This window comes from Candidatus Binatia bacterium (assembly GCA_029248525.1).
Lineage (GTDB): Bacteria > Desulfobacterota > Binatia > UBA12015 > UBA12015 > UBA12015.
In genome coordinates this window covers 1-22,342 of record JAQWJE010000046.1, presented here as the reverse complement: position 1 = coordinate 22,342, position 22,342 = coordinate 1, and the positions used below count along the sequence as shown (strand labels likewise).

The 22,342-nt window shown below is 59.0% G+C and carries 21 protein-coding genes, 1 other RNA gene and 1 pseudogene; 14 read left to right on the top strand and 9 right to left on the bottom strand.

Translation table 11 applies throughout. The features are described from left to right. Positions 1–82: 82 nt before the first annotated feature. Complete coding sequence (locus P8K07_11625; GenBank protein ID MDG1959164.1) at positions 83–862, bottom strand: IclR family transcriptional regulator; 780 nt, start codon at positions 860–862, stop codon at positions 83–85. Between the two features lie 147 nt (positions 863–1,009). Here P8K07_11625 and P8K07_11620 point away from each other — a divergent pair, with 147 nt between their 5' ends. Next, a complete protein-coding gene (locus P8K07_11620; GenBank protein ID MDG1959163.1) occupies positions 1,010–1,720 on the top strand; it encodes an N-formylglutamate amidohydrolase in 711 nt (236 codons plus the stop codon). 72 nt (positions 1,721–1,792) lie between these two features. On the opposite strand, the gene P8K07_11615 is transcribed toward P8K07_11620, so the two are convergent. Then, entirely contained in the window at positions 1,793–2,224 is a 432-nt protein-coding gene (locus P8K07_11615; GenBank protein ID MDG1959162.1) for a PKD domain-containing protein, read from the bottom strand. A gap of 789 nt (positions 2,225–3,013) precedes the next feature. Between P8K07_11615 and panB the strand changes: the two are divergent. The 3 genes and pseudogenes from panB to P8K07_11600 all read left to right on the top strand — a co-directional run bounded on the left by panB (position 3,014) and on the right by P8K07_11600 (position 5,208). Continuing rightward, positions 3,014–3,811: pseudogene (gene panB, locus P8K07_11610) on the top strand (3-methyl-2-oxobutanoate hydroxymethyltransferase). 36 nt (positions 3,812–3,847) lie between these two features. After that, positions 3,848–4,801 (top strand): pantoate--beta-alanine ligase, encoded by a 954-nt coding sequence (panC, locus tag P8K07_11605; GenBank protein ID MDG1959161.1) that lies wholly within the window; start codon positions 3,848–3,850, stop codon positions 4,799–4,801. A gap of 47 nt (positions 4,802–4,848) precedes the next feature. Next, positions 4,849–5,208 (top strand): aspartate 1-decarboxylase, encoded by a 360-nt coding sequence (locus tag P8K07_11600; GenBank protein ID MDG1959160.1) that lies wholly within the window; start codon positions 4,849–4,851, stop codon positions 5,206–5,208. A gap of 22 nt (positions 5,209–5,230) precedes the next feature. Here P8K07_11600 and P8K07_11595 read toward each other — a convergent pair whose 3' ends face one another. Then, the gene (locus P8K07_11595; protein ID MDG1959159.1) at positions 5,231–5,572 is read right to left on the bottom strand and encodes a hypothetical protein; all 342 of its coding nucleotides are present in this window, start codon (positions 5,570–5,572) and stop codon (positions 5,231–5,233) included. 91 nt (positions 5,573–5,663) lie between these two features. Here P8K07_11595 and smpB point away from each other — a divergent pair, with 91 nt between their 5' ends. Next, positions 5,664–6,134 (top strand): SsrA-binding protein SmpB, encoded by a 471-nt coding sequence (gene smpB / locus P8K07_11590; GenBank protein MDG1959158.1) that lies wholly within the window; start codon positions 5,664–5,666, stop codon positions 6,132–6,134. A 58-nt stretch (positions 6,135–6,192) separates the two neighbouring features. Continuing rightward, a complete protein-coding gene (locus P8K07_11585) occupies positions 6,193–7,176 on the top strand; it encodes a TIGR03617 family F420-dependent LLM class oxidoreductase (GenBank protein MDG1959157.1) in 984 nt (327 codons plus the stop codon). Positions 7,177–7,194: 18 nt separating this feature from the next. Here the strand turns inward: P8K07_11585 and P8K07_11580 are convergent, their stop codons facing one another. The 4 genes from P8K07_11580 to P8K07_11565 form a co-directional block, all read right to left on the bottom strand. Next, a complete protein-coding gene (locus tag P8K07_11580; protein MDG1959156.1) occupies positions 7,195–8,010 on the bottom strand; it encodes a phytanoyl-CoA dioxygenase family protein in 816 nt (271 codons plus the stop codon). A gap of 110 nt (positions 8,011–8,120) precedes the next feature. Then, positions 8,121–10,166, bottom strand: a complete 2,046-nt coding sequence (locus tag P8K07_11575; protein ID MDG1959155.1) for a DUF3604 domain-containing protein — start codon at positions 10,164–10,166, stop codon at positions 8,121–8,123. Further along, positions 10,163–11,179: a haloalkane dehalogenase gene (locus tag P8K07_11570; protein MDG1959154.1), complete on the bottom strand. Its 1,017-nt coding sequence runs from the start codon at positions 11,177–11,179 to the stop codon at positions 10,163–10,165. Before P8K07_11570 ends, P8K07_11575 begins: the two co-directional genes overlap by 4 nt. 88 nt (positions 11,180–11,267) lie before the next feature. Beyond that, positions 11,268–11,978 (bottom strand): TetR/AcrR family transcriptional regulator, encoded by a 711-nt coding sequence (locus P8K07_11565; GenBank protein ID MDG1959153.1) that lies wholly within the window; start codon positions 11,976–11,978, stop codon positions 11,268–11,270. Positions 11,979–12,145: 167 nt separating this feature from the next. Here P8K07_11565 and P8K07_11560 point away from each other — a divergent pair, with 167 nt between their 5' ends. The 7 genes from P8K07_11560 (at position 12,146) to P8K07_11530 (ending at position 18,293) form a co-directional block, all read left to right on the top strand. Further along, on the top strand, positions 12,146–13,285 hold the full coding sequence (locus tag P8K07_11560) for an acyl-CoA/acyl-ACP dehydrogenase (protein ID MDG1959152.1): 1,140 nt from the start codon (positions 12,146–12,148) through the stop codon (positions 13,283–13,285). A 24-nt stretch (positions 13,286–13,309) separates the two neighbouring features. Continuing rightward, positions 13,310–14,476: an acyl-CoA dehydrogenase family protein gene (locus tag P8K07_11555; protein MDG1959151.1), complete on the top strand. Its 1,167-nt coding sequence runs from the start codon at positions 13,310–13,312 to the stop codon at positions 14,474–14,476. Positions 14,477–14,530: 54 nt separating this feature from the next. Next, positions 14,531–15,196, top strand: coding sequence for an enoyl-CoA hydratase/isomerase family protein (locus tag P8K07_11550; protein ID MDG1959150.1), 666 nt, complete (start codon positions 14,531–14,533; stop codon positions 15,194–15,196). A gap of 52 nt (positions 15,197–15,248) precedes the next feature. Further along, positions 15,249–16,226 (top strand): nitronate monooxygenase family protein, encoded by a 978-nt coding sequence (locus P8K07_11545; GenBank protein ID MDG1959149.1) that lies wholly within the window; start codon positions 15,249–15,251, stop codon positions 16,224–16,226. A gap of 70 nt (positions 16,227–16,296) precedes the next feature. Further along, a complete protein-coding gene (locus P8K07_11540) occupies positions 16,297–17,235 on the top strand; it encodes a hypothetical protein (GenBank protein MDG1959148.1) in 939 nt (312 codons plus the stop codon). A gap of 45 nt (positions 17,236–17,280) precedes the next feature. After that, the gene (locus P8K07_11535; protein MDG1959147.1) at positions 17,281–17,814 is read left to right on the top strand and encodes a hypothetical protein; all 534 of its coding nucleotides are present in this window, start codon (positions 17,281–17,283) and stop codon (positions 17,812–17,814) included. 47 nt (positions 17,815–17,861) lie between these two features. Further along, the gene (locus P8K07_11530) at positions 17,862–18,293 is read left to right on the top strand and encodes a DUF1330 domain-containing protein (protein MDG1959146.1); all 432 of its coding nucleotides are present in this window, start codon (positions 17,862–17,864) and stop codon (positions 18,291–18,293) included. Between the two features lie 66 nt (positions 18,294–18,359). Here the strand turns inward: P8K07_11530 and P8K07_11525 are convergent, their stop codons facing one another. Continuing rightward, entirely contained in the window at positions 18,360–19,529 is a 1,170-nt protein-coding gene (locus tag P8K07_11525; GenBank protein ID MDG1959145.1) for a sulfotransferase, read from the bottom strand. 87 nt (positions 19,530–19,616) lie between these two features. Next, complete coding sequence (locus P8K07_11520) at positions 19,617–21,632, bottom strand: sulfatase (GenBank protein MDG1959144.1); 2,016 nt, start codon at positions 21,630–21,632, stop codon at positions 19,617–19,619. Positions 21,633–21,784: 152 nt separating this feature from the next. On the opposite strand from P8K07_11520, the gene ssrA reads away from it, so the two are divergent. Continuing rightward, positions 21,785–22,143, top strand: a transfer-messenger RNA (tmRNA) gene (gene ssrA, locus P8K07_11515). The last annotated feature ends 199 nt before the right edge of the window (positions 22,144–22,342 follow it).

Below are 22,342 nucleotides of genomic sequence, written 5' to 3'. Positions count from 1 at the left end.
AAGTCTGAGCGGGGGCGCAATATGCCTCTCCCCAAAAGAGCCTTGAAGCCATTTCAAGACGGAGCGGGAAGTTTTGCCGGGATTAACCGTTGAACCCGAGCCGCGCCGAGAGGTCGCGGCCAGCGCGAAGAGCTTCGGGAGCAATTTCAGATTCGATACGCTCCCGGGTCAGTCGATATTCGGGCGCCGAAATGGCCAGACTACCAACCACCGCTCGCGTATAATCTCGGATAGGAACGGCAATGGCCGCGAGGTCGGGCAGGTATTCGCCCGATTCGCAGGTATAACCGCAATCGGCGGCGGCCTTGAGATCGGCAATCAGGTCGGATCTTTTCGTGAGGGTATTTTCGGTGTGCCGAGTGAGGGATTCCGGCAGTCCATTGCGGAGGCCCTCCTGCGACTCGAAAGCCAGATGGACCTTGCCTGCAGCCGTGCAATGCAGGGGCAGGGCGCGACCGATCAGCGAAATCGCGCGCACGGCCTGATCGGAGTCGATCGATTGCAGGGGGACGACTTCCCCTCGGCGAAGCAGGCCGACATAGGTGGTTTCGCCGGTTTTTTCGACGACTTCCTGCATGATCGGAAGAGCTTGCCGCAACAGGCCCATCTGCGAGACAAAAGTCTGTCCCAGTTTCAGACATCCCAGGCCGAGACGGTAGTTCTCGGTCGCCTTGTTCTGCTCGATATAGCCGCGTGACTCGAGGGTGGCGAGCAGTCGGAAGACGTTGTTCTTGTGCAGCTTCAGGCGCTTGGAAAGTTCGGTGACCCCGAGTTCGTCGGTCTCATCGCTAAACTGCTCGAGCACATCGAAGGCGTGCGAAACGGATTGAATGACGTAGTTTGTTTTTTCGCGTCGGACCATGGAGCCGCTATTGACCTTCCTGGCGATTGAGAGCGGGCAGCATACCCAAATACTGTTTTATCCTAGGTAGATTCGGTCTTGCCGTCAACTTCATTTGTGGATCGCTTTCCGAAGCTGTTTTAAAACTGTACCTCTGGGAGGCGATTTATGAAGCAGGATACAACAAAAATCCGGCATTGGGTGCTCACATGCGAGCACGCGTCGAAGCGAATTCCGCGGGGCTATCGCTCCCTGGGGCTGGCTCGTGAGCAAATCGCGGATCATATCGGCTGGGATATCGGTGCGCGGGAAGTCCAGAAAGTTCTCGCTCGGGATTTGCCCGCATCAGCGATTTATTCATCTGTTTCAAGGCTTCTAGTCGACCCCAATCGGCATCCGGGTGAGTCATCCCTGATCCCGGCCGAGAGTGATCAGGTTCTGATTCCAGGAAATCAACGATTGACTCCTGTGGAGAGACGATTGCGATTGTCACGTTGGCACGCTCCCTATCATGCGCGTATCGATGCCTCGTTGGGGCAAGCGTGTCGAAAATTTCCGGGTGGCGTTCGGTTGCTTTCGATCCACAGTTTTACCCCGGTAATGGATGGTCATGCGCGCAACTTTGATATCGGTGTTCTATTCGACGCTCACGTGCCGCTCGCAAGGGCCTTCGGTCGGGCCTTGAAGCGGCTTGGTCTGCGGGTGCGGTATAACGAACCGTACTCGGGCTATGACGGTTTGATTTACGCGGCCAAGCGACACGGGGAAGCGCATCAGGTTCCCTATGTCGAGTTGGAAATCAACAACGCGTTGATTCGCGAGGATCGGGGTGTGCGTCGTATCGCCGCGTTGCTTCGCAAGGCGTTGCTCGAGATCTGAAGCATAAAAGGCCCGACACGGATGGCGTGACGGGCCTTTCTGCATCTGCCGGCGCTTCCGCGCGCCTGACGATCAATCGTAGGTGTATGCGCTGACGTCGATCTCGGTTTCTCCGCTTACCCCTTTGGCGTCGGTGCACTCGATGACGACAATGAAGTCATCTTCGATGGTGTAGGTATGCTTCGGGTTCAACGCCTTCACCTTGGGAGAGCCGTCGCCGAAATCCCACTCGCATTCGACGGCGCCAGTGTTGTCTTCGACAATGGATGTAAATTGCACTTCGAGAGGCGGTTCGCCCTCATCGGGTTCCGCCTCGGCATCGACGTAAAGTTCGTCGTAGTAGACAACTGCTGGTTTCGCGGGTTGCGCCGGTGGGAGTCCTGCCGAGTTCTGGTCTGCCGGCGCCGCGGTTTTGGGCGCCTCATTCTGTGTGCATCCGCCGAGAAGGAGGACGATAGCAGCCAGGCATGTCGCCATCCCCTTGAAATTCATATTGTTCAGCATTTCGGATCGATCCTCTATTTTGGAAAATTCCGCAATTCGCGGGCCTGACTTTCTCTATCACTTCGGGCATAGCTTTGAAAAGTGCTCGAATCGCACGACGCAGTTGCGAAAAAAGCCAAAGTTCCTGCGGTTTTCGGGGCCGCCTTCGGTCGGAAGCGGCCTCTGGCTTCTTCTTTCGGGGCTTCTGGATTGCGGCCGGCCAGCCATCCCTATTTACGGCTTCTCCGGAAACGCAATATCGAGTAGGCTGATGCTCACAAATACACGATCGTGAGTATCTTTTCGGGGAGCGATCCGGGCGGAGATCAGCGATCCGCCGCAGGCCTGAAACTGACGATTCATCAGTAAATAAACCATTTTGCCGGGGTCTTGTTGTCGTCCGCAGGGCTCGTTACGAGGAGCAAAAGAAAGAAACTTCAAGCGTGAAGTCGGGACTGGGAGCCCTCCAGGGGCCGGAGTACCCGAGGACGCGTCGCGAAGAGCAGAACGTATAAATTTCAAATCGTGAAGGTCTGCAAGCCTTCTCGTGAGGGCACCACCGGGATTGCCAATTCCGGGCGGACATCAACTCGATGCAACCGCTCCGAACCCTTCCCGGAACTCATGAGTTGGAGGGCAGGAAAATATACCGCTGGGATCCAGATAGCAGCTGACGGTTTTCAGACCGCGGCCAAGCTGGACCGGGACGGAAAAGAAACAAAGCGGATTTTTTGCCGTCTTTGTTTCGGGACGGGGCCCGACATATTTGTCGATATCCGATCTTTCCGACCGGCCGGGAGATCAGATTCGATGAATGAGAAAATTACCGTTCCGGGAATTCAGGGCTCCAAGGGCCTCTCCGCTCACCTGACCATGGTGACCGCTTATGATTGCACGTTCGCTCGGCTGATTGACCGATCGGGTGTCGACATTCTTCTTGTCGGGGACAGCCTCGGCATGGTTGTGCAGGGGGCTGATTCGACAGTCGCGGTCACGATGGACGAGATGGCCTACCACACGAAGATGGTCGCTCGCGCCAAGCCACGCGCGCTGGTCCTCGGCGATATGCCGTACCTGTCATACCACGTCTCGAAAAAGGAGGCTGTGCGTAACGCGGGTCGTCTGATTCAAGCGGGTGCCGAGGCGGTGAAGTTGGAGGGCGGAGAAAAAGTGGCGCGCACGATCGCCGCTCTGGTCCGTGCCGAGATTCCGGTTGTGGGTCACGTTGGGCTGACGCCCCAGGCCGTAAATCGAATGGGTGGTCATAAAGTTCAGGGGCGCGATGCTGCCGGCCGGGCACAGGTGCTCAAGGATGCGCGTGCCGTCGAGGAAGCGGGCGCTTTTGCCATTGTGCTCGAGGGCGTCCCTCTGGATCTGGCGCGTGAGATCACCGAAACGCTGAAAATCCCGACCATCGGTATCGGTGCCGGCCCATATTGCGACGGTCAGGTTCTCGTGATGCATGATTTGCTGGGACTGGATTCGGGTGAAAAACGGCCGCGTTTCGTTCGCAAATTTGCTAATTTGGGAGATCAGGTCACCGATGCGGTTCGGGCCTACCGATCGGAAGTCGCCGCGGGAACATTTCCGAGCGACGCGGAGTCCTATCACGCCTCGGGTAATACCGAACGCGTCGGCTATGGCCTGCGACAGATTGATGCAGTCGCCGATATGCGGGTCTGGGCCGAGCGCACCCGAGCTGCCGGGTTGCGGATCGCGCTGGTGCCGACGATGGGCTTTTTGCACGAAGGCCATCTTTCCCTGGTGCGAGAAGCCAAACGGCGAGGGGATCGGGTTGTCGTCTCGATCTTTGTCAATCCAATTCAATTCGATCGTGAGGAAGATCTCACCTCCTATCCTCGAGAGATGGAGCGAGATTGCGCATTATTGGCTCGCGAGGGCGTCGATATCGTCTTTTCGCCTGCGGCCCAGTCGATGTACGCCGACGATTTTTCCAGTCTGGTGGATGTCGAGAAGTTGACCGAGGGGCTTTGCGGCTCAAAGCGGCCGGGCCACTTTCGTGGTGTTGCGACGGTGGTGACCAAGTTGTTTCACGCCGTGCAGCCACATTTCGCTGTTTTTGGCGAGAAGGATTATCAGCAGTTGGCTGTGGTGCGCCGGATGGCGCGCGATCTGGACTTCGGTGTCGAGATCATCGGCGGCGCGGTTGCCCGCGAAGCGGACGGTCTGGCGATGTCGAGCCGGAATTCGCGGCTTTCTCCGGCCGGTCGCGCGGCGGCCGTCTGCGTGCCCCGCGCTCTCGATGTCGCGCGGTTGGCCGTCGCGGACGGATTGCGAGACTCCGCTCGTGTACGCCAGCTTCTGCAGACCGGATTGGCGCAAGCGGGGGATGCGCGTCTGGAATACGGCGAAGTGGTCTGCCCGGACTCCCTCGAACCAGTTCAGACCATTACAGGCCCGGTGCAGTTGGCGGTGGCCGTGTGGCTTGATGGCGTCAGGTTGATCGATAATGTGCGCATGGATCCACGGGAAACCTCTCCGGAGTTGTTGGCGGTAGCAAAGCCTACCCCCGCGCCGGGAACGAGTTATCCCGGGGATGGCGCTGCGCCCTGGTTGGCCGAGCGCGGGCGGCGATGAGAGTGGAGAAAATGATGGACACGAGTCGAGAGCAACCGGGGCAGGGCATGCGAAAGATGCTCCGTGGAAAGATTCACCGAGCGACCGTGACGCAGGCTGATCTGCATTATGAGGGCTCCGTTACGATTGATCGCACGCTGATGGCAGGAATGGACCTGGTCGAGTTCGAGGCAGTCCAGATCTGGGACGTCGATAACGGCGAACGTTTTGAGACCTACGTTCTGGAAGGCGAGGCCGACTCCGGTGTCATCTGCGTCAATGGTGCCGCCGCGCGCAAGGTAGCTGTCGGGGACCTCGTAATCATCGGCGCTTTCACCTGGATGCAAGAAGAGGCTGCCCGGGCCTACAAGCCCAAAGTGGTTATGGTGGACGGCCAGAACCGCATCAAGAATCTGGCAGCGGCCTGAGATCGCTTCGCCAAGGGGCTGATCAAGCCCCGCGTTGCCAATCCCGCACAAGTTTCACGATCGCCGCCACGGCGACAACCAACATGATTCCACCCCCGTAGAGCTGCCCTCGGATGATCACGAGGCAAAGGGAGCCGAAGACCATCAGAACGATCAGCCCGCTCATCACCAGAACGGGTGGCAGGGCCTTGTTCCAGTCGCCCGATTGAATCACTGCTTTGAGCCGGCCGATCGGTGTGGTGGCGAGCCCATCCTCGGGTCTCACAATCTCCGGTTCACGTCGTGACATCAGGGCAACTCCGAAAGTGGCGATAATCGCACCCGCGAGGGTCAATCCGATGAGAATCCAATTTGGGAAAGTCATTCTTTCTCTGTGAAACGCTTGTTGAGACGATTTTGCAAGTGTGGAAAGTGGCATGCTTCGCGCACCGCTTCCGGCCTGCTATCTTCCGACCATGGCTCGTGAGTCCGGAGTGAAGCAGGTGGCGGACAACCGCAAGGCGCGCCACGACTACTCCCTCGACGAAAAGTTCGAGGCGGGAATCGTGTTGCTGGGGCCCGAGGTGAAGTCCCTTCGTGAGGGGCGGATCAATCTGAAGGACGGCTATGCGCGGGTCACGCGGCAAGGCCAGATCGAATTGGTTGGTGTTCATATTTCGCCCTGGACCCATGCGAATCAGGACGCTCCTGACCCGGAGCGGGTCCGTCGATTACTCTTGCACCGACAAGAGATTGATCGAATCGGTGGTAAAACCCGAGAACGGGGTTTTACCTTGGTCCCCACCCGGGTGTATTTCAAGGATGGAAAGGCGAAGGTCGAAATCGCTCTCGCCCGCGGCAAGGAGAGACAGGACAAACGCCAGGACCTGAAGGAGAGCGAAGCCAAGCGCGAGATCCAACGGGCCCTGAAAGTTCGGAATCGTTGATCGAGAAAATCGGAGGTCGCTGATGGTGCAATTGGATACGGGGCTTGCTGTAGCGAGATTGGCCGACGTTCCCGCCGCCGCGCGGGAGGTGGAGGAGCTGGGGTTCAGCGGGTTGTGGACCGCCGAGACGTCCCACGACCCTTATCTCCCGGTCGCACTGGCCGCCGAGCATACCTCGCGCATCGATTTGGGCACCTCGATCGCGGTTGCCTTCCCGCGCAGTCCGATGGTGCATGCGATGACGGCGTGGGATCTCGCGCAGCAATCGGGAGGACGATTCATTCTCGGCCTGGGCACGCAGGTGCGTGGCCATAACAAGCGTCGCTTCGGCGTTAATTGGCAAAAGCCCGGTCCGCAGTTGCGGGAGATGATCCAGATGATTCGCGCCGCCTGGGATTGTTTTCAGAACGGGACCACCCCTGCGTTCAAGGGCGAGTATTACGAATTCACCCTGATGAGCCCTTTCTTTAATCCGGGGCCGATCGATTATCCGCAAATTCCCATCTATATCGCCGGCGTGAATCCCTATATCTGCCGCCTGGCCGGCGAAATGTGCGATGGATTTCACGTTCACCCGTTGCATTCGGTGGAGTATGTCGAGAACTATGTCCGGCCATGGATCGCGGAAGGGGCGGCGAAAGCGGGCCGAGACCCGTCCAGCATTCAGCTCGCGTCCACTTGCTTCACGATTGTCGGTGACAGCGACAAGGAAAGGGAAGCGATGCGCCAGATGGTGCGCAGTCAGATTTCCTTTTACGCATCCACTCCAGCCTACAAGCCTGTTCTGGCAGCCCACGGCTGGGAAGATGTCGCGCCGCACCTGACCACCAAGAGTCGGGCCGGTGATTGGGCGGGCATGGCGGATTTGATTACCGATGAAATGCTGGACGTGTTCACGGTGACCGGCACATGGTCGGATATCGCCGGCAAGATGAAGGCGCGCTATGAGGGCGTGCTGGACCGGATCGGTTTCTACGTGCCGTTCAACCCGGGGCGCGACACCGATCGCTGGAAGTCATTGGTGGCCAGCTTTCGCGAATGACTTCTGCGGGAACCCGGCTCATTTCCCGGCCTTCAGGATGACGGACGGATCGTAGAATCCCAGACCGCCTTCATAGTCCATCGAGAAGCCCATCCGGCTCTGGACGGCTTCGGGCAGCGAGAAGGCCTCTTCGAGTGTCATCGAGAGGTTCTGGTTTTCTTCCTGCCTCAGCCAGCTGAGCGCATATGTCAGGATCATCCCATAGCGCCAGTTGTCGATTGTGATGTTGGCACCGGCGCCATGAAGGGTGCCGCCCAGCCAGACCAGAACGGATCCGGCCGGCATGGCCGCGCGCGCAACCTCAGAGGGCTCCGCGACTCGACCTTCCTCCCAGCGATGACTTCCCGGGACCAGCTGGGTTCCGCCATTTTCGACGGTGAAGTCCGAGAGGGCCCACATGGTTGCGAGAATCAGGTTGGGGCGCGGTAAGGTAAAGTAAGGAAAGAGATCCTCCTCCCGGTGAAGAATCTGATCTCGCGCGCCAGGCCCGACTTCGACGGCCGCGGTCACATTCAGGTGGTATCGATCGCAGTTCTCCAGCAGGTGCTGGTCGCAGAGTTTCTCGATCCGTGCGTCCATCATCAGCTCAAGTGCTGTCGGGCTGCGGTGGATCAGGGCCACCGCCCGGCGCGTTTTGCCCGCGTAGAAAGATGCCGGATCGTTCTCTTCCACGGGTGCCGAAGCCATTGTTTCTGCAAGCTCGTCCCGGACTTTCGCGATCGCATCGGGCGTGGCGATATCATGAATCACCAGGCAGCCTGACTCGGCCAGCATCTTGTACATCGAATCGGGACTCGTATTCGCCGAACACTCCGGGATGATGTTGCTTGCCATCGTCTCTCTCCTGTTGCGCCAAATGGGTTGCCCGCTCCTGCGGGGCCGGTTTCGCATCGTGGTCGGGGCAGGGTGCCATGGGTTCAGGGGTAAGGTTCAGGGGGCATAGGTCATGGGTCAATCCAGATCGGCGAGGACCAGACCCGTTCGCGGATGGTGGCAGGCACGCGCGGGTCGGGATCGTTGCCCAGCCGGATGGCATCATAGGTCGACCATCGACAGGTCGGGTTCTGCAGGGCACGCACGTAGTAGAAGGCGGCCTGGTCGGTCTCAAAGTCGGGGTCGCGAAAAGCCGCCATCAACTCGGTGGCACCCCCGTCGCCCTCGAGACTGCAATCCTGCAGGTTGACGGAAGCCTCATAGTCCGGGCATCGCTGCGTTGCCGGGTCGACCTTCTTCCCGTCGGCACAGGCCACGTCCCAGACCTTTTCGTGTGTTTTACCGTTCGCGTCAATCCAGCCCTTGACCATCTGGACCCGCTGCAAGAGTGCACTCTGCGTGTCGGCAGCTGCCCATACAAAAAAGGTCGGGCTCTCGATCTGGTCCGCTTCGGGTTGGAGCACGCCACCCATCGGGACGCCGCCGGAGGAAGCGGTCGAGATGGGGGCAGCGTCGTTGATGATCGAAGGCGCAAAGCCCCAACCGGCAAAAAATCGCAGCATCATACGTGGGCCGGATGTCGCATAGGCTTCGCGTCGTTGCATCGCGGCGAAAATAGCTTCGCGAGTATTTTCCTCGGCCCAGACCCCGGCAATGCCGCCCGAGGTGTAGAATTGCAGGATGCCATTATAAGGCGGAGTGTCGTCGCTGAGTTGCCGGAAGCGGCGAATCGCCGGGGAGCTGATCGCACCCGTCTTGCCCACGAAATCCCATTCTTCGACGTCTCCCGGGGAGGCATTATGAGTGTCGGTGGCGGCGATCATCCCGAACGCCAGCGGGTTGAATCCGAGTTCCTGATCGAGTTCCATACCGACCTTCAGTCCTTGGCGGGCGAAGCCTGTCTGAAACGCGCATCCGGTTTTTTGTCCGGGCTCGCATGGGGCCAGAATTTGACTGAAGGCACATTCTTCGTCGGTGGCTCCCACGCCCAGCGCACATTCCGAGGCGCCCTTCACCTGATACATTTCGGCCAGAGGCTCGCGTCGTTTGCGCAGCCGCCAGTCTTCGATGTCGTAGGGCTTTCCATCCCAGGTATAGCGGCTGTAGAACAACCCCCATCCCTTGTTCATATTATGCGGAATCGTCAGGAAGTCGCAGGGCTCGGTGCAGGTTTCCTCCAGCCCACGCCAGAGCTCGAGAGCATTATTGACGTCGAGCGACGAGATCGCGTGTTCGGGTAACTGACGAGTGTCGTTGAAGATGACATTGCGATGGTGCTTGCCGGAGTCGGGCAGGCTGGGTGAGAATTCATAGGCGGCAAATGTGGTCAGCGTACCGGGGTCGTAATAGAGATCGGCCAATTCGATATATTCCGCCCAGTCGGCGTTGCTGTCGCGGAAGCAGCGTTCCACACCACCTTCACCGAACTTACAGAGCGGCAGGAGGGAGATGTCGGAAGGTCGACGAGCTTCGGGCTGGTAGATGCCAGCGGGGCTGGGACTTCCGTCAGGTTCGGTGTTCGAGGAATCCCCAGGTTGCACCGCAATCCCGCGGAGGAGTTGGAAGGTGATCACGTTGGGCTTTTCGAGAAACCAGCAATTCACTTTCTCGACAACCGTGAGGCCCTCGTCGCCGCAACGGGTGCGCATCCCGAAACCCTCGGCATGGTCGGTGATGGCCACAAAGTCGAGAGGTCGCGATAATTGCATGCTTTCCCCGCCGGGACTGCGCAGCGACTCCCCGCGGGCAAAGCGATAGGCGTCTTCGATCGTCAGGTTCGTGCCGAAGAGCTTGGCATCAAAGCTCGCTTCCGTGTGCACATGCAGATCGCCCCAATATAAATTCTTCTCGGGGTTGTAAGAGGTCGATTTCTTTGGCTCGAACGGAGGGATGTCCACCAGAGTGTCGTCTTGAAGCGTATAGTCTGCGGGCGCGGTGGTCGGCGATGTCGCTTGATACATCCGGTAGAGACCAGAGCCTCCATTGAACCAGGCAAGAATAATTCCGAGCACCAAAAGGCAGGACAGGACCCCAAAGATTTTCTTCAATATGCTCATCTGCCCGACCGGATAGGGTTGGCTTTACAGAAATCGAGGATCAAGGCGGCGAATTCCTCACCGACTTCTTCCTGAAGAAAGTGTCCGACGCCTTTCAGGATCTGATGCTTTTGCCCCTGCGCCCCGGGAACCGATTTCCGGAACCGTTTTTCCCCGCCCTGGCTGACCGGATCGCTCTCGCCAAAGATCGTGATCAGGGGTTTCTCGAACGCCTCCAGAACTTTCCAGCCTTCCCGATTGGCCGGAATCGCCGGGTCGTCGGGAATGATCGGGACGAGCGACGGGAACTGACGGGCGCCCTGTTTGTAGGTCTCATCCGGGAAGGGCGCCTCGTAGGCGCGGATTTCATCGGCATTCATTTTGTCGCCCGAAGAAAGGTTCACCACGGCTCCGATATCGAGATCCGGAAATTCGGCGCAATATTTGACCCAGTACATGAAGCCGACACCGTTTTCGTTCGCGCTGAGTTTGGCAAACATCTCGGGAATCGGGAGTGCCGGGGTGTTCTCCAGCATCGTGCGCATCGGGCCGGCCATCTCGTCGGGAATGCCCTTGGCGTCGGGCAATCCGGTATTGGCCACCACGGCGCGGGCAAACCAATCCGGGTGCTCGGTCAGTGCGCGCAATCCCAGCAAACCGCCCCAATCCTGACAGACCATCGTGAGGTCGGTGAGCTCGAGGCTCGAAAGAAGGCTGGTCAGCCAGGCCACGTGGTTGGCGTAGGTATAGTCGCTGCGTTGGGCCGGCTTGTCGGATTTGCCAAAGCCGATCAGGTCGGGAGCGATGACCCGGTAGCCACCTTTGACCAGCACCGGAATCATCTTCCGATAGAGATACGACCAGACGGGTTGTCCGTGCAGGCAGAGGATTACCTCGCCGTCTCGAGGTCCTTCATCCAGATAATGCATGCGCAGCTCGTCGCCATCGCCTGCGGGGATTTGCACGTAGTGCGCTTCGAATGGATAGCCCGGAAGGCCCTCGAAACGTTCGTCCGGTGTGCGCAAAATTTTCATGATTCTTTTTCCTTCGTCTCGGGTAGTTGTTCTCGTGAATCCCTGATGCTGGCTGTCTTGCCGGCCGCAGCCCGAGGGAGCGGGGTCCTCAGGCTGAGGTGCTTCGCTGGCCGGATGGTTGCGGTGTATCGGTTCTATCGGTTGGCACCGGGGTATCTTCTGACGGACTATCCGTTGCTCGCTCCAAGGCTTCGGTCAGGCGCTGGCGGGCCGATGCTGTCAGGTAGGGGAGCAGGACGGCGAAATGGTGCTGGAAACCGCGGTGTTGATCCGCCCACGTCACATCGGTGCACCCGTCCTGCTCGCGGAGATAGTCGGGCCAATACCGGCTGATGATCCACAAGGATCGTGCGAGAATTTCGAGATCGATCGGAATATCGCGGCGGAACATACCTTCACGCTCGAGGCGCCCGAGGAGCTTGCGCAGCATCTTCCGGACCGCGATCGCATCGGGGTCCACGGCTATGGCTTGGATCGAGTCGGAGAATTGCAGATAATCCCTCAAGAGAAAGCGGTACCGTAGCTGAATCCGCACGGCGGAGAGGATCCCGACGACATAATCGTCCGCTGTGGAACTGGTAGCCGATCGCGATCGATTGGCTTTCATATCATCGCGACATTGCTGCACCAGAACTTTGACCAGGTCGATTTTGGTGCGAAAATGGTACCAGAGATTGCCCTCGGCGATCCCGACCGCGTCGGCGATCTCGGCCAGCGTGGTCGTGCTGTACCCATTGCGATTGAAGCGCTGCAGGCTCTCGTCGAGAATCCGTTGGCGTGTGTTTTTGGTGGTGCTCATGGCGGCGATCGACCAGTTCGAGGCGGCCCGTGGCTCTCGCGAGAGAAATCCCCGAGAGTTTCTGCTCCGCGGCCCAACTTGCAGTTTTAGGGTATCGAGCCTAAGATTAGGCTGTCAACCCTAACGGGGGTCTCCAAACGACAAGCGGCACGAAAGGGCTAGATTTCATGGGACTTATACTCACCGAGAATCAACTCATGTTGCGCGATATGGCGCGGAACTTCTTCGACGAGAAGTCTCCGGTCAGTCGCATGCGTGCGCTCCGCGACACGGAAGATGCAACTGGTTTTGGCCAGGACCTTTGGCGCGAAATGGGCGAGCTCGGCTGGATCGGGATTCCTTTTCCCGAGGAAGTCGGGGGCTCGGGTATGGGTTACGGGGAACTCGGCGCCGTGCTCGCCGAAGCCGGCCGCGTCCTGGCGCCGGAGCCCTTTGTTTCGACAGTTCTCCTCGGCGGCAACGCGGTCGCTCTGGGTGGTCAGGAAGCTCTGCAGAAGCAGCTTCTGCCGGGTGTTTGTCAGGGACAGAGGATTCTTTGTCTGGCGCTGCAGGAACAGGGTCGATTTTCTCCGTACGCTGTCGAAACGAGCGCCAAGGCCGAAGGGGATCGGTTTGTCGTGAACGGCACCAAGCAATTTGTTCTCGACGGCCATGCCGCCGAACAAATCATCCTTGTGGCCCGCACCTCGGGTTCGCGCGGCGACCGTGACGGATTGGCCCTGTTGGTCGTCGATGCCGGCGCAGAAGGCGTCGTTGTCGAGCGCAGTCAGTTGGTCGACGGCCGCTCTGCGACGACAATCACCTTCTCGAATGTTTCGGTCGATGCGGATCGGCTTCTCGGAGAGGTCGATCGTGGTGCTGAAATCCTCGATGCGGTTTTGGACCGCGCCACGATCGGGTTGTGCGCGGAAATGGTGGGCTGCTTCGAGGAAGCTTTCGAGCGGACCCTGGAGTACCTGAAAATTCGAGAACAGTTCGGGGTGAAGATCGGCAGCTTTCAGGCACTGCGACACCGCGCTGCCCATATGTTCGGCGAACTCGAATTTGCAAGGTCGGTGGTCCGGGATGCGCAGAGTGCGATTGATGATAACCGCGACGACATCGCCGAATGCGCCAGCGCAGCAAAGTCTCGTTGCTCGGATGTTGCCAAGTTGATCGGCGGCGAAGCGATCCAGATGTACGGCGGGATCGGCATGACGGACGACGAGGAAATCGGCCTTTTCTTCAAACGGCTCAAGGCTTTGGAACTGACCCTGGGCGACAGCATTTACCACCGCGACCGCTTTGCCGGTCTGCGCGGCTACTGATCCGAGAACACAAGGAGATAACGCATGTCATCTGAATCCATCGAAGAATTTCGCCAGGAAGTCGTAAATTGGGTTGAAGAAAATCTCCCGCAAGAAATCCGTGTCGGCAATCGCCAATCGATGATGGGCCTCCCGGTTACCCGGGAGTGGATCAAAAAGCTCACGGATCGAGGTTGGGTCTGTCCGGAATGGCCAGTCGAATACGGCGGTGCGGGTCTGGATCGCAAACAGGCTGCGGTGGTCAAGGCGGAGCTGGCATCGCGCCGCGCACCTATGGTCAAGGGCTTCGGAACGCAGATGATCGGCCCGACTCTTCTCGAATTCGGGACCGAAGAACAGAAGCTTGAATTCCTGCCGAAAATCGCCCGCAATGAGATGAATTGGTGTCAGGGCTACAGCGAGCCGGGCGCGGGTTCGGATCTCGCCAGCCTGCAAACCCGCGCGGTTCGCGATGGGGATGAGTACGTCGTGACAGGCCAGAAGATCTGGACGTCGTACGCGCATGCCGCCGATTGGATTTTCTGTCTGGTCCGCACGGATCCGGACGCGCCCAAGCATGAAGGCATTACCTTCATCCTCTTCCCGATGAAGCAGGAAGGCGTCGAGGTTTCTCGCCTGACTCTGATCGACGGCAGCGCGGATTTCTCGCAGGTGTTCTTCGAGGGCGCTCGGGCGCAGGCCAAGCATGTTGTCGGCGAAGTCAACAAGGGTTGGACGGTCGCCAAGCGGCTTTTGCAGCATGAGCGCTCTTCGGATGGCGGCAGCGAAGGCGGCATTCTGGGCGCGATGAAAGAGACGTTTGTGGACATCGTAAAGCGGGAAGTCGGCTTGGAAGACAGCAAGTTGGCCGATCCCTCCATGCGACAGAAGATGGCAAGCCAGGAGATGGAAGCCAAGGCGCTCTCGCTCACCATGAAGCGGGCAATGGCCGAGGCCCGGGCCAAGCAGACGGGTCGAGATATCAGTTCTCTGGGCAAATACCGTTGGGCAAATATGGTCAAGAACGAGCAGGATCTGGTGGTTCAGGCCATGGGAACTCAAGGGTTGGGATGGTCGGGTCCTGGTTTCGAGGACACCCAGCTGGAGCGCACCCGCGCGCTGCTGACCACGCGTTCGGATTCGATTTGGGGCGGTACCAACGAGGTGCAGCTCAACGTCATTGCCAAGCGCGTCCTGCAGATTCCGGAGTAGGGGGGGCCGACGGCGGGGCTCCCCCAGGAATCACGCCAACCAGGAGAAATCGAAGTGATTGAACTTAGCCGAGAAGGCGCCATTCACCGGATCACGCTGAACAATGGTCCCAATATGATCGACCTCGATTGGCTCGATCGCATGCACGCGGTTCTCGATACGGTGGAGGCCGATTGCGAGGGGGAGGCGGGCCTGGTGCTGACCGGGACCGGGAAGTTCTTCTGCAGTGGGCTGAATGTCGAGAAGCTGATGGCCTTGACCGAAGAGGAGATCCCTCGATTCAGCTCGGGCATGTTGGGCTTCATGCGCCGGTTGGTCTCCTTGCCCGTGCCGACAGTCGCGGCAATCAATGGACACGCTTTTGCCGGCGGGGCTTTTGTGACGCTCGGTTGTGACTATCGGGTCATGCGGGCTGACAAGGGATGGGTCTGTATTTCGGAAGTGGATGTGGGCGTTGCGATCGGAGACCCCATGATGCGTTTGCTCAAGGCCAAGCTGACTCCGCAAATCGCACGAAACGCTGCCTTGACCGGCAAGCGTTATACGGCCGAGGAAGCTCTCGATGCCGGGATGGTCGACAGGATCTCGACCGAAGAGGCCTTGCTGGCCGAGGCGACGGCCCTGGCGGCCAGTATGGCGAGCAAGGAGCGTGGCATTTTCTCCACGATCAAACGTCAACTGAATGCAGATTTGATCAAAGGCTTCACAGTCGAAGCCTGACTTCTGTCGCTTTGCGGAAGTCCCGAAAAACTCAAGAGAGGCCTGACCCATCATGAAGACACGCATCACGGAACTTTTTGGCATCGAACATCCCATTATCCAGGGCGGCATGCACTTTGTGGGTCTGGCCGAGATGGCTGCTGCCGTTTCCAACGCGGGTGGCCTGGGGATCCTGACGGGCTTGACGCAAGGCACTCCCGAGAAACTGGCCGCCGAGATCAGCCGTTGTCGGGAGATGACCGACAAGCCCTTTGGCGTGAACATGACTTTTTTGCCCGCCTTGCAGCCGCCCGACTATCCGGGGCTCTTCGAGGTGATCATCGAAAGCGGCATCAAGGTTGTCGAGACGGCCGGGAACAATCCGGCCCAATGGCTGCCAATGCTCAAGGAGGCCGATATCAAGGTCATCCATAAATGCACCTCGGTCAGGCATGCCTTGAAAGCCGAGAAAATCGGTTGTGATGCGGTGTCGGTCGATGGTTTCGAGTGCGGTGGTCATCCGGGAGAGGATGATGTTCCGAATTTCATCCTTCTGCCGCGTGCGGCAGAAGAATTGGAAATCCCGTTTGTCGCTTCCGGTGGAATGGCCGACGCGCGGAGTCTCGTCGCTTCTCTGGCGATGGGTGCCGACGGCATGAATATGGGGACTCGGTTCATCGCGACAAAAGAGGCGCCCGTGCATCCCAACGTCAAGCAGGCGCTGGTGGAGGCCAGTGAGCTGGATACGCGACTGATTATGCGGGGCCTGCGCAACACCGAACGTGTGCTTACCAACGCCGGTGTCGAGAGATTGATCGCCAAGGAAAAGGAACTCGGCGCCGATCTGAAATTTGAAGATATTCTTCCCGAGGTTGCGGGCATTTACCCCAAGGTGATGCAGGAGGGCGATGTCGATTCGGGCGCCTGGTCCTGCGGAATGGTGGCCGGGCTGATCCATGACGTACCGACAGTGGCTGAGCTGGTCGATCGCATCATGAGCGAGGCGGATGACCTCATTCGCCAGCGTCTGGTGGGCCTGCAGAGCGCTTGAGTCGGATGGCCTCTGAAGTCCTCTTGCCGGGGGGTTCGTCATCTTCGGCAAGGGAGGGTAGCATCGCGTCATGAAGTCATGCATGCACGGGTCGTTTCGGATATATCGGTCGATTCTTCTCGCCGGCTTTGGGGTCGTTCTGGTCGCGGGATGTGGCGCTTCCACGAGACCCGACCCGGGGCCACCTCCATGCCCGGTCATCGACCGAGTGGAGGTTGTCGGGCGCGTTGTGTCGCCGGAAATTCGCGAGGTTTCGGGATTGGTGGCAAGTCGCGCACAGCCCGACGTTCTGTGGGTGCATAATGATTCGGGAGATCTTCCCCGTTTGTTTGCGATCCACACGGACGGATCTCTGCGGGGTACGTTTTTGCTCGAAGCGACGGCTCGTGATTGGGAGGATATGGCGATCGGGCCGGGGCCGAGGCGAGGCCAGCAGTATCTTTACCTCGCGGACATCGGCGACAATTTCAGCCAGAGGGATTCCATCCAGATCCACCGTTTTGCAGAACCTGTGGTGGATGGCGCGAATCATCAGATTGCGGCAAGCGAGATCGTCACGATGGATCTTACCTATCCCGATGGAGCTCACGATGCCGAAACTCTCCTGGTCGACCCGGAAACCGGGGATCTGCTGATTGTGATCAAGACTCTCTATGCGCCCGGTCCATCTTTGGTCTATCGCCTCTCCGCGGAAGCCCAGGCGCGTGGCGATACCGTGCTGGAGTTGGTCGGCGAGGCAAATCTCGAAGGAGGCGACTTTACCACCGGAGGGGATATTTCCCCCGACGGTCGAGAAATCCTCGTGCGGGGCTATGTCGGGGCACGTCTCTGGCGGCGCACGCGACGACAATCCGTTGCCGAGGCGCTGGCGGGAGAACCGTGTGAGGTCCCGGTCGTGGGCGTGCCGGAGGAACCGCAGGGCGAAGCGATTGGATTCTCGCCCGACGGTACAAGCTACCTCACGCTGAGCGAGGGCCTTGATCAGCCCATTTATCAATACTCCCGGTGACGCTTTTGTGGATCGAACGAAGGCTGGAGCGGGATCGTGATGGTGATGTCGGATAGCGAAACAGAAACCCCCCAAGGGGAGGGGCCGATGGTCGAGTTGGCTCGGTTCTCCACCCTCGACGACGGACTCCTGGCGCAAGGGCGTTTGCAGGCCGATGGCATCGAGGCCGTTGTCGATGATCGCTCTTTTTCCGTGTTGCCGGTCTTGTCCAGCGGGCGGCCTCAGGTGCGTGTGCTTGTGGCCCAAGGTGATCTCGAGCGAAGTTGGCGATCTCTGGCCGCCGATCACGGCTCCGATCTGCAGGACATTGCCGAGTCTTCGCTGGCGCCGGGGCCTGATGAGCGTTGTCCACTCTGTGGCAGTGAGGATCTGATGCTGCGTCGCTTTCTGATGCCGGATAGTCTGTGGGCTTTCGCTCTGACGGTTGCCGGCATTGTCCTGCTGATCCGTGTTCTGGGCTTCGGGATCCCCGGTCTGGCCGGTGCCGCTGCCGTTCTATACGCGATCAATGTGTTTGTCGGACCTACGATTGAATGCAAGAGTTGTCACCATCGTTGGCGCGCTCGCGGCGAGCGATGACCGTCATCTTGTCCAACCTCGGATAGAATCAGCAACAGGAAACAAAAATGAACGTTGAGAATCGACTGGCCCCTTCGGAAGAGCAGGTCAAGGGATTTCTGGAAGGCGATACCGATACGCCGATCTTTATGGTGAATCTCCTGAAGTTCCGGGAGAAAGCAGAGTATGCCGATGGCCGCGATACGGATTTGACCGGGCCGGCCGCATACGCAATCTACGCCGAAGAAGTCCAGGGGCACCTGGAGAAGGTCGGCGGGCGAGCTATTTTTGGTGGTCAGGTGTCTCGCTTGATGCTCGGCGAAGTGGATGAGCTCTGGGACGCCGTGGCGATCGCGATGTATCCGAGCCGCAAGGCAATGCTCAGCATGATCCAGGACCCTGATTATCAGGCGAGCGAGCAGCACCGAAGCGCCGGATTGGCCGGTCAGCTGAATATCGAAACCAAGTCCGCGGATGATTTTGCTGCGAGTTTAAGCTGACGCCGTCGCTGCCCCGGGTGCTTTCGAGACAGCGCTTGCCTTGGCAGGCTGTTGTGATCGCCGATCTCAGGAGGGGCGCAGGCCGAAACGTTTGATATAGGCTCCGAATTCGTCACGGACGCTCGTGGGGTTCACGCCGAAGTCTTCGGGCTGGTATTGGTGCTCGCCGTGTTTGCCCTTCGGGTTATCAGCGATGAAGCTCCGCATGCGCGTGGCGGCATCGTCGGGCAGTGGCAGATCGAACGCGGCATAGATCTTTTCCACGACCGCAAACTGATCTTTCACGAAATCTCCGAACTGCACGTCGTAGAAGAGGGCGTCGGGGTGCTCGCCAGCCTCGCGCACTTGCAGTCCGTGTTCGACGGCCCTGCATAACCTGCGGGTCCAATCTTCGGCCACTTCCATCCGGTCCACCTTGTCGCTGCCCATGCTGCGCACCAGAGAGGTCAGACTGGCGTAGGATGTCATCGAGTCGACGGGGTCGCGGTGTGTGAAGACGATCCGTGCATCAGGATAGGTTTGCAGAAGGTGCTCAAGGCCCCAGAGGTGTGCGCCGGTCTTCAACACCCAGCGCTCCGCACCGTGGTGTGATTGGAGATGTTGGAGCTGTTGTTTGTGAAAGTGGTAGACGTGGCTCCAATCAGCCTCCCTGTCGACCCAGTCCTGATATGTCGGTACGCGAAACTGGCAATGGAACAGGGGCGTACACATCGTCTCACCCATCAAGGTGACGCACTCCTGGGTCAACAAGGCCCCCATGGGATGCATCGCCTTGAATCCGGGAATCATGGCGTCGATATCGGGGAAGGTCGCGGCGCACGCTTCGATGCGGGGGTCGGTGTGGAAGAGGGCTGTTTCGGGCGGAGGAGAGGGGAACATGACTTCCCAGGTCATCGGCGCCCGATTGGAAGTATCCTGCGCCAGAATATCATGCAGAACCGTGGTGCCCGTCCGGGGCATGCCGATGATGAAAACCGGTCGAACGATCTTCTGATTGGCGATCTGGGGATATCGTTTCCGGTCTTCGACGTAGTTCAAGCGGTTGACGGTATGGCCGAGGATCCGTTCCTGTGCGATCAGAAGCCCGATGTCATTGAGTCCGGCTTCCTCGCGGAGAGAGTCGAGGAATCTCTCCAGGGGTTCGGTAAAGGGGCCTTCGCCAAGATCGGAGAGACCATCGGCGCGACTCATGGCTTCGGTAAGCAAGGCCTGGGTGGAGAGGATATCGTCCGACATCCTCCTGCCCTATCACCGGCCGCGGGCCGTTCCCAAACGGCCACTTCGAGTGAATAGCAGCCGATCTCGCGCGGTTGGCGAGCTGGTTCAGTCGGTGTAGCCCAGAGCCCGGAGTTTGGCCGCGGTGTCGGCGGGCACGGAGGTCTTGCTCGCATCGCCGGAGGGCGGGGGCTTGGCGCCCGATTCGTAGAGCGCAATCCATGCTTCGCCTTCGCTCCGAAGAGCAGGGTCTTCAAGCTCCTGCATTTCAAGCGGATCTTCTTTCGTCGCGAAGACGGCTGTGGGGCGTGACCCACGGCGATAGCGAATGAAGCGATGCGTATCGGTCCGAGCGGAGATATGGTCGGCGGTTTTCCGCCGATTCTCACCGTAGACGGCGCGAGGGCTCGCGAGGGCAGGATCGTTCAATCGGGCCATAAGTGAGGTTCCGCTACTCTGCGCCAGTGGCGGCTGCCCCGTGAGTTCCAGAATTGTCGGCAAGATATCGACAAGGGAAACGACCGAGTCCACGCGACGGTTCGGCGGGATTTGATTGGGCGCTCGGATGATCAATGGGACATGCATGACGGATTCTGGGAGGAGGCCCGAATGGCCTACGGTGCGATGGACCCCAAATTCTTCGCCGTGATCCGATGTGATGATCACGACGGTATCGTCACCGATCCCGATCTCCTCCAATTCGGCCAGGAACCGCCCGACCATGGCATCGGTATAGAGAACTTCGCCCGAATAGGCGTTCAGCATCCGCAGTTTCGGTGCCGGCAGAGGCTCGGGCAGCCAATCGGGTGCCCCCGTGAAAACATCGTATTCGGGAGGAGGGAAATAAGGCGAATGTACCTGATAGGAATGAATGAAAAAGAAATACGGGTCCGCATGGTGCGCCCGAATCCACTCGGTCGCGGTAGCTAAAGTGTCCTCGATAAAGCCCAGGCGATGTTGATGGCTGGTGCCGTGTTCCTCTCGATAAAAATCAAAACCTCGGGCGAATCCGCTGCTTCGGGCAATCATGGCATTTTCGGTAACCGCTCCCGTGAAATAACCGGCCTGAGAAAAGATTTCTGCGGCAATCGGGGTTTTGCGAGACACTCGAGTTCCGGGGATGATGACGTTGTGAATCGACGGATAGAGGCCGGTCAGGATGCTCATATGAGAGGCCGTGGTCGAGGGGTAGGTGGTCATCGCTTGCGAGAAGACGACGCCTTGTCGTCCGAACTCGTCGATGCTTTCCGTCAGGCTGCGACCATCGCGAATCTGTCCGACAAAATCTCCACGCAGCGTATCGATCGAAATCAGGATTACGCTCGGAGGCTTCCTGTCTGCCACAGGAGCGGTTAGCACCGGTGAGCCGAAGAGCGGCGCGATCAGGGTGGCACCAACTCCTGCTGCGGGTTCCGCGGCGAACTGGAAGACACCCTGCTGTCCGGCGAAACGATTGAGCGAAATTGTTCGCTCCTGCCACCCTCTGGATTCTGGTTGCAGAATCTCTTCGAGCAGAAGGTGCTCTTCGCCACCGATGTCGATAGTGATCTTGAATCGAGTCGATCCGGCCCCGATGGCGACGGCGCGCGGATCAACCGCCAGATGGACAACAAGTTCGTTTTCTTTGGCGATGGCTTGCGTCCGGGAGCGCCAGCTTCGCCGAATGCTGGCGAGCTCTAGAGCGATCACCTTGATCCTGATTTCCTCGTCGGGCTGCCCGGCGTTTTCGAGCTCCCCCTGAAGGCGGCCGCGACCGGCAGGCAGGAGCAGGGGGGCCAGTCCGCCGTCATCGAGGATGTTTCGCGGGTTTCGCACCGATTTAATCAGGGCGGCCTGGTCTTCCAGCCAGATGGGGCGCTCGATGTCGAGGTAGGCTTTTCGCTGATCATCGATTGTCAGGCGCCCGCGGAAGATCTCCTTGCCGAGATTGCAGCCTAGAGCCGGGCGCAACACATCATCGACCTCGCAGCGGGGTGTCCAACTGATATCCTTGTCGAGCTTCTCCCAGATACGCAGGGAGACGTTTCGCGCCCGGTTTTTCGGCGTTTCCGTGATCTCCGTTGCTGTACCCTGAGGGCAACCGACCAGCATCAAAACGATCAAAAAAAAGGATACGGCGGACAAGAAATGCACATCGCGAGCATAGGAAAAGCTGCTGGACGGGACAACCGCGAACAAATCGCACCCACACAGCCCGGCTTTCCACGCCCATGGATTCGGGCGAAGAAGTCTTCCTTTCCGAGGCTGCAGACCGTATAATGAAATAATGTCGTCATGGGGGCGACCTGGATTCGACGGGGGTTGAAGAAACTATTGGTTGCACGCCGAGGATGTCGGTTGGCCTCGTTAATCAGTCCGGCACGCATTTAATTGCGGATAATTTTCCACAACCTCTCGCGGCTTAGTTCGTGAGACGTCCGCTGGGTCCTTTCCCGAGGGATTCGGATGGGCGCAAATTTTCGGGATCGGCGACGGGTCTTCCGTCGGTAGACTCGCCGCTTAACTTAATCCGACTGGTCTTGGCAGGAGCCTGCTCACGGGCGCCGTCGGGACGAGATTAATTCGTGAGCTAAGCGTGTAGAGACCTTTGGTGGACCGCTCTCGGACGGGGGTTCGATTCCCCCCGCCTCCACTACCTATTTCCCCTCGGCACCTGCCACCAGGTGCCAGGGGGAAATACCCAGCGTGATGTCGGGTGATTCTGCCGAATCAGGGTGAAACATTCCGATCGGGGACGGTTGTCGATCACACGTTTCTTCTTGCTTTTGGTCCGCTGAGCAGGAGATGAGGTGCAGGGTGCCTCAGCCCGGTCCTGCGCCAATCAGTTGGTTGAG

Excerpts from the sequence above, each read along its gene's own strand:
- P8K07_11625 (MDG1959164.1), bottom strand. The coding sequence starts at position 862 with ATGGTCCGACGCGAAAAAACAAACTACGTCATTCAATCCGTTTCGCAC.
- P8K07_11620 (MDG1959163.1), top strand. The coding sequence starts at position 1,010 with ATGAAGCAGGATACAACAAAAATCCGGCATTGGGTGCTCACATGCGAG.
- P8K07_11615 (MDG1959162.1), bottom strand. The coding sequence starts at position 2,224 with ATGCTGAACAATATGAATTTCAAGGGGATGGCGACATGCCTGGCTGCT.
- P8K07_11600 (MDG1959160.1), top strand. The coding sequence starts at position 4,849 with ATGCGAAAGATGCTCCGTGGAAAGATTCACCGAGCGACCGTGACGCAG.
- P8K07_11595 (MDG1959159.1), bottom strand. The coding sequence starts at position 5,572 with ATGACTTTCCCAAATTGGATTCTCATCGGATTGACCCTCGCGGGTGCG.
- smpB (MDG1959158.1), top strand. The coding sequence starts at position 5,664 with ATGGCTCGTGAGTCCGGAGTGAAGCAGGTGGCGGACAACCGCAAGGCG.
- P8K07_11580 (MDG1959156.1), bottom strand. The coding sequence starts at position 8,010 with ATGGCAAGCAACATCATCCCGGAGTGTTCGGCGAATACGAGTCCCGAT.
- P8K07_11575 (MDG1959155.1), bottom strand. The coding sequence starts at position 10,166 with ATGAGCATATTGAAGAAAATCTTTGGGGTCCTGTCCTGCCTTTTGGTG.
- P8K07_11570 (MDG1959154.1), bottom strand. The coding sequence starts at position 11,179 with ATGAAAATTTTGCGCACACCGGACGAACGTTTCGAGGGCCTTCCGGGC.
- P8K07_11565 (MDG1959153.1), bottom strand. The coding sequence starts at position 11,978 with ATGAGCACCACCAAAAACACACGCCAACGGATTCTCGACGAGAGCCTG.
- P8K07_11560 (MDG1959152.1), top strand. The coding sequence starts at position 12,146 with ATGGGACTTATACTCACCGAGAATCAACTCATGTTGCGCGATATGGCG.
- P8K07_11555 (MDG1959151.1), top strand. The coding sequence starts at position 13,310 with ATGTCATCTGAATCCATCGAAGAATTTCGCCAGGAAGTCGTAAATTGG.
- P8K07_11545 (MDG1959149.1), top strand. The coding sequence starts at position 15,249 with ATGAAGACACGCATCACGGAACTTTTTGGCATCGAACATCCCATTATC.
- P8K07_11540 (MDG1959148.1), top strand. The coding sequence starts at position 16,297 with ATGAAGTCATGCATGCACGGGTCGTTTCGGATATATCGGTCGATTCTT.
- P8K07_11535 (MDG1959147.1), top strand. The coding sequence starts at position 17,281 with ATGTCGGATAGCGAAACAGAAACCCCCCAAGGGGAGGGGCCGATGGTC.
- P8K07_11530 (MDG1959146.1), top strand. The coding sequence starts at position 17,862 with ATGAACGTTGAGAATCGACTGGCCCCTTCGGAAGAGCAGGTCAAGGGA.
- P8K07_11525 (MDG1959145.1), bottom strand. The coding sequence starts at position 19,529 with ATGTCGGACGATATCCTCTCCACCCAGGCCTTGCTTACCGAAGCCATG.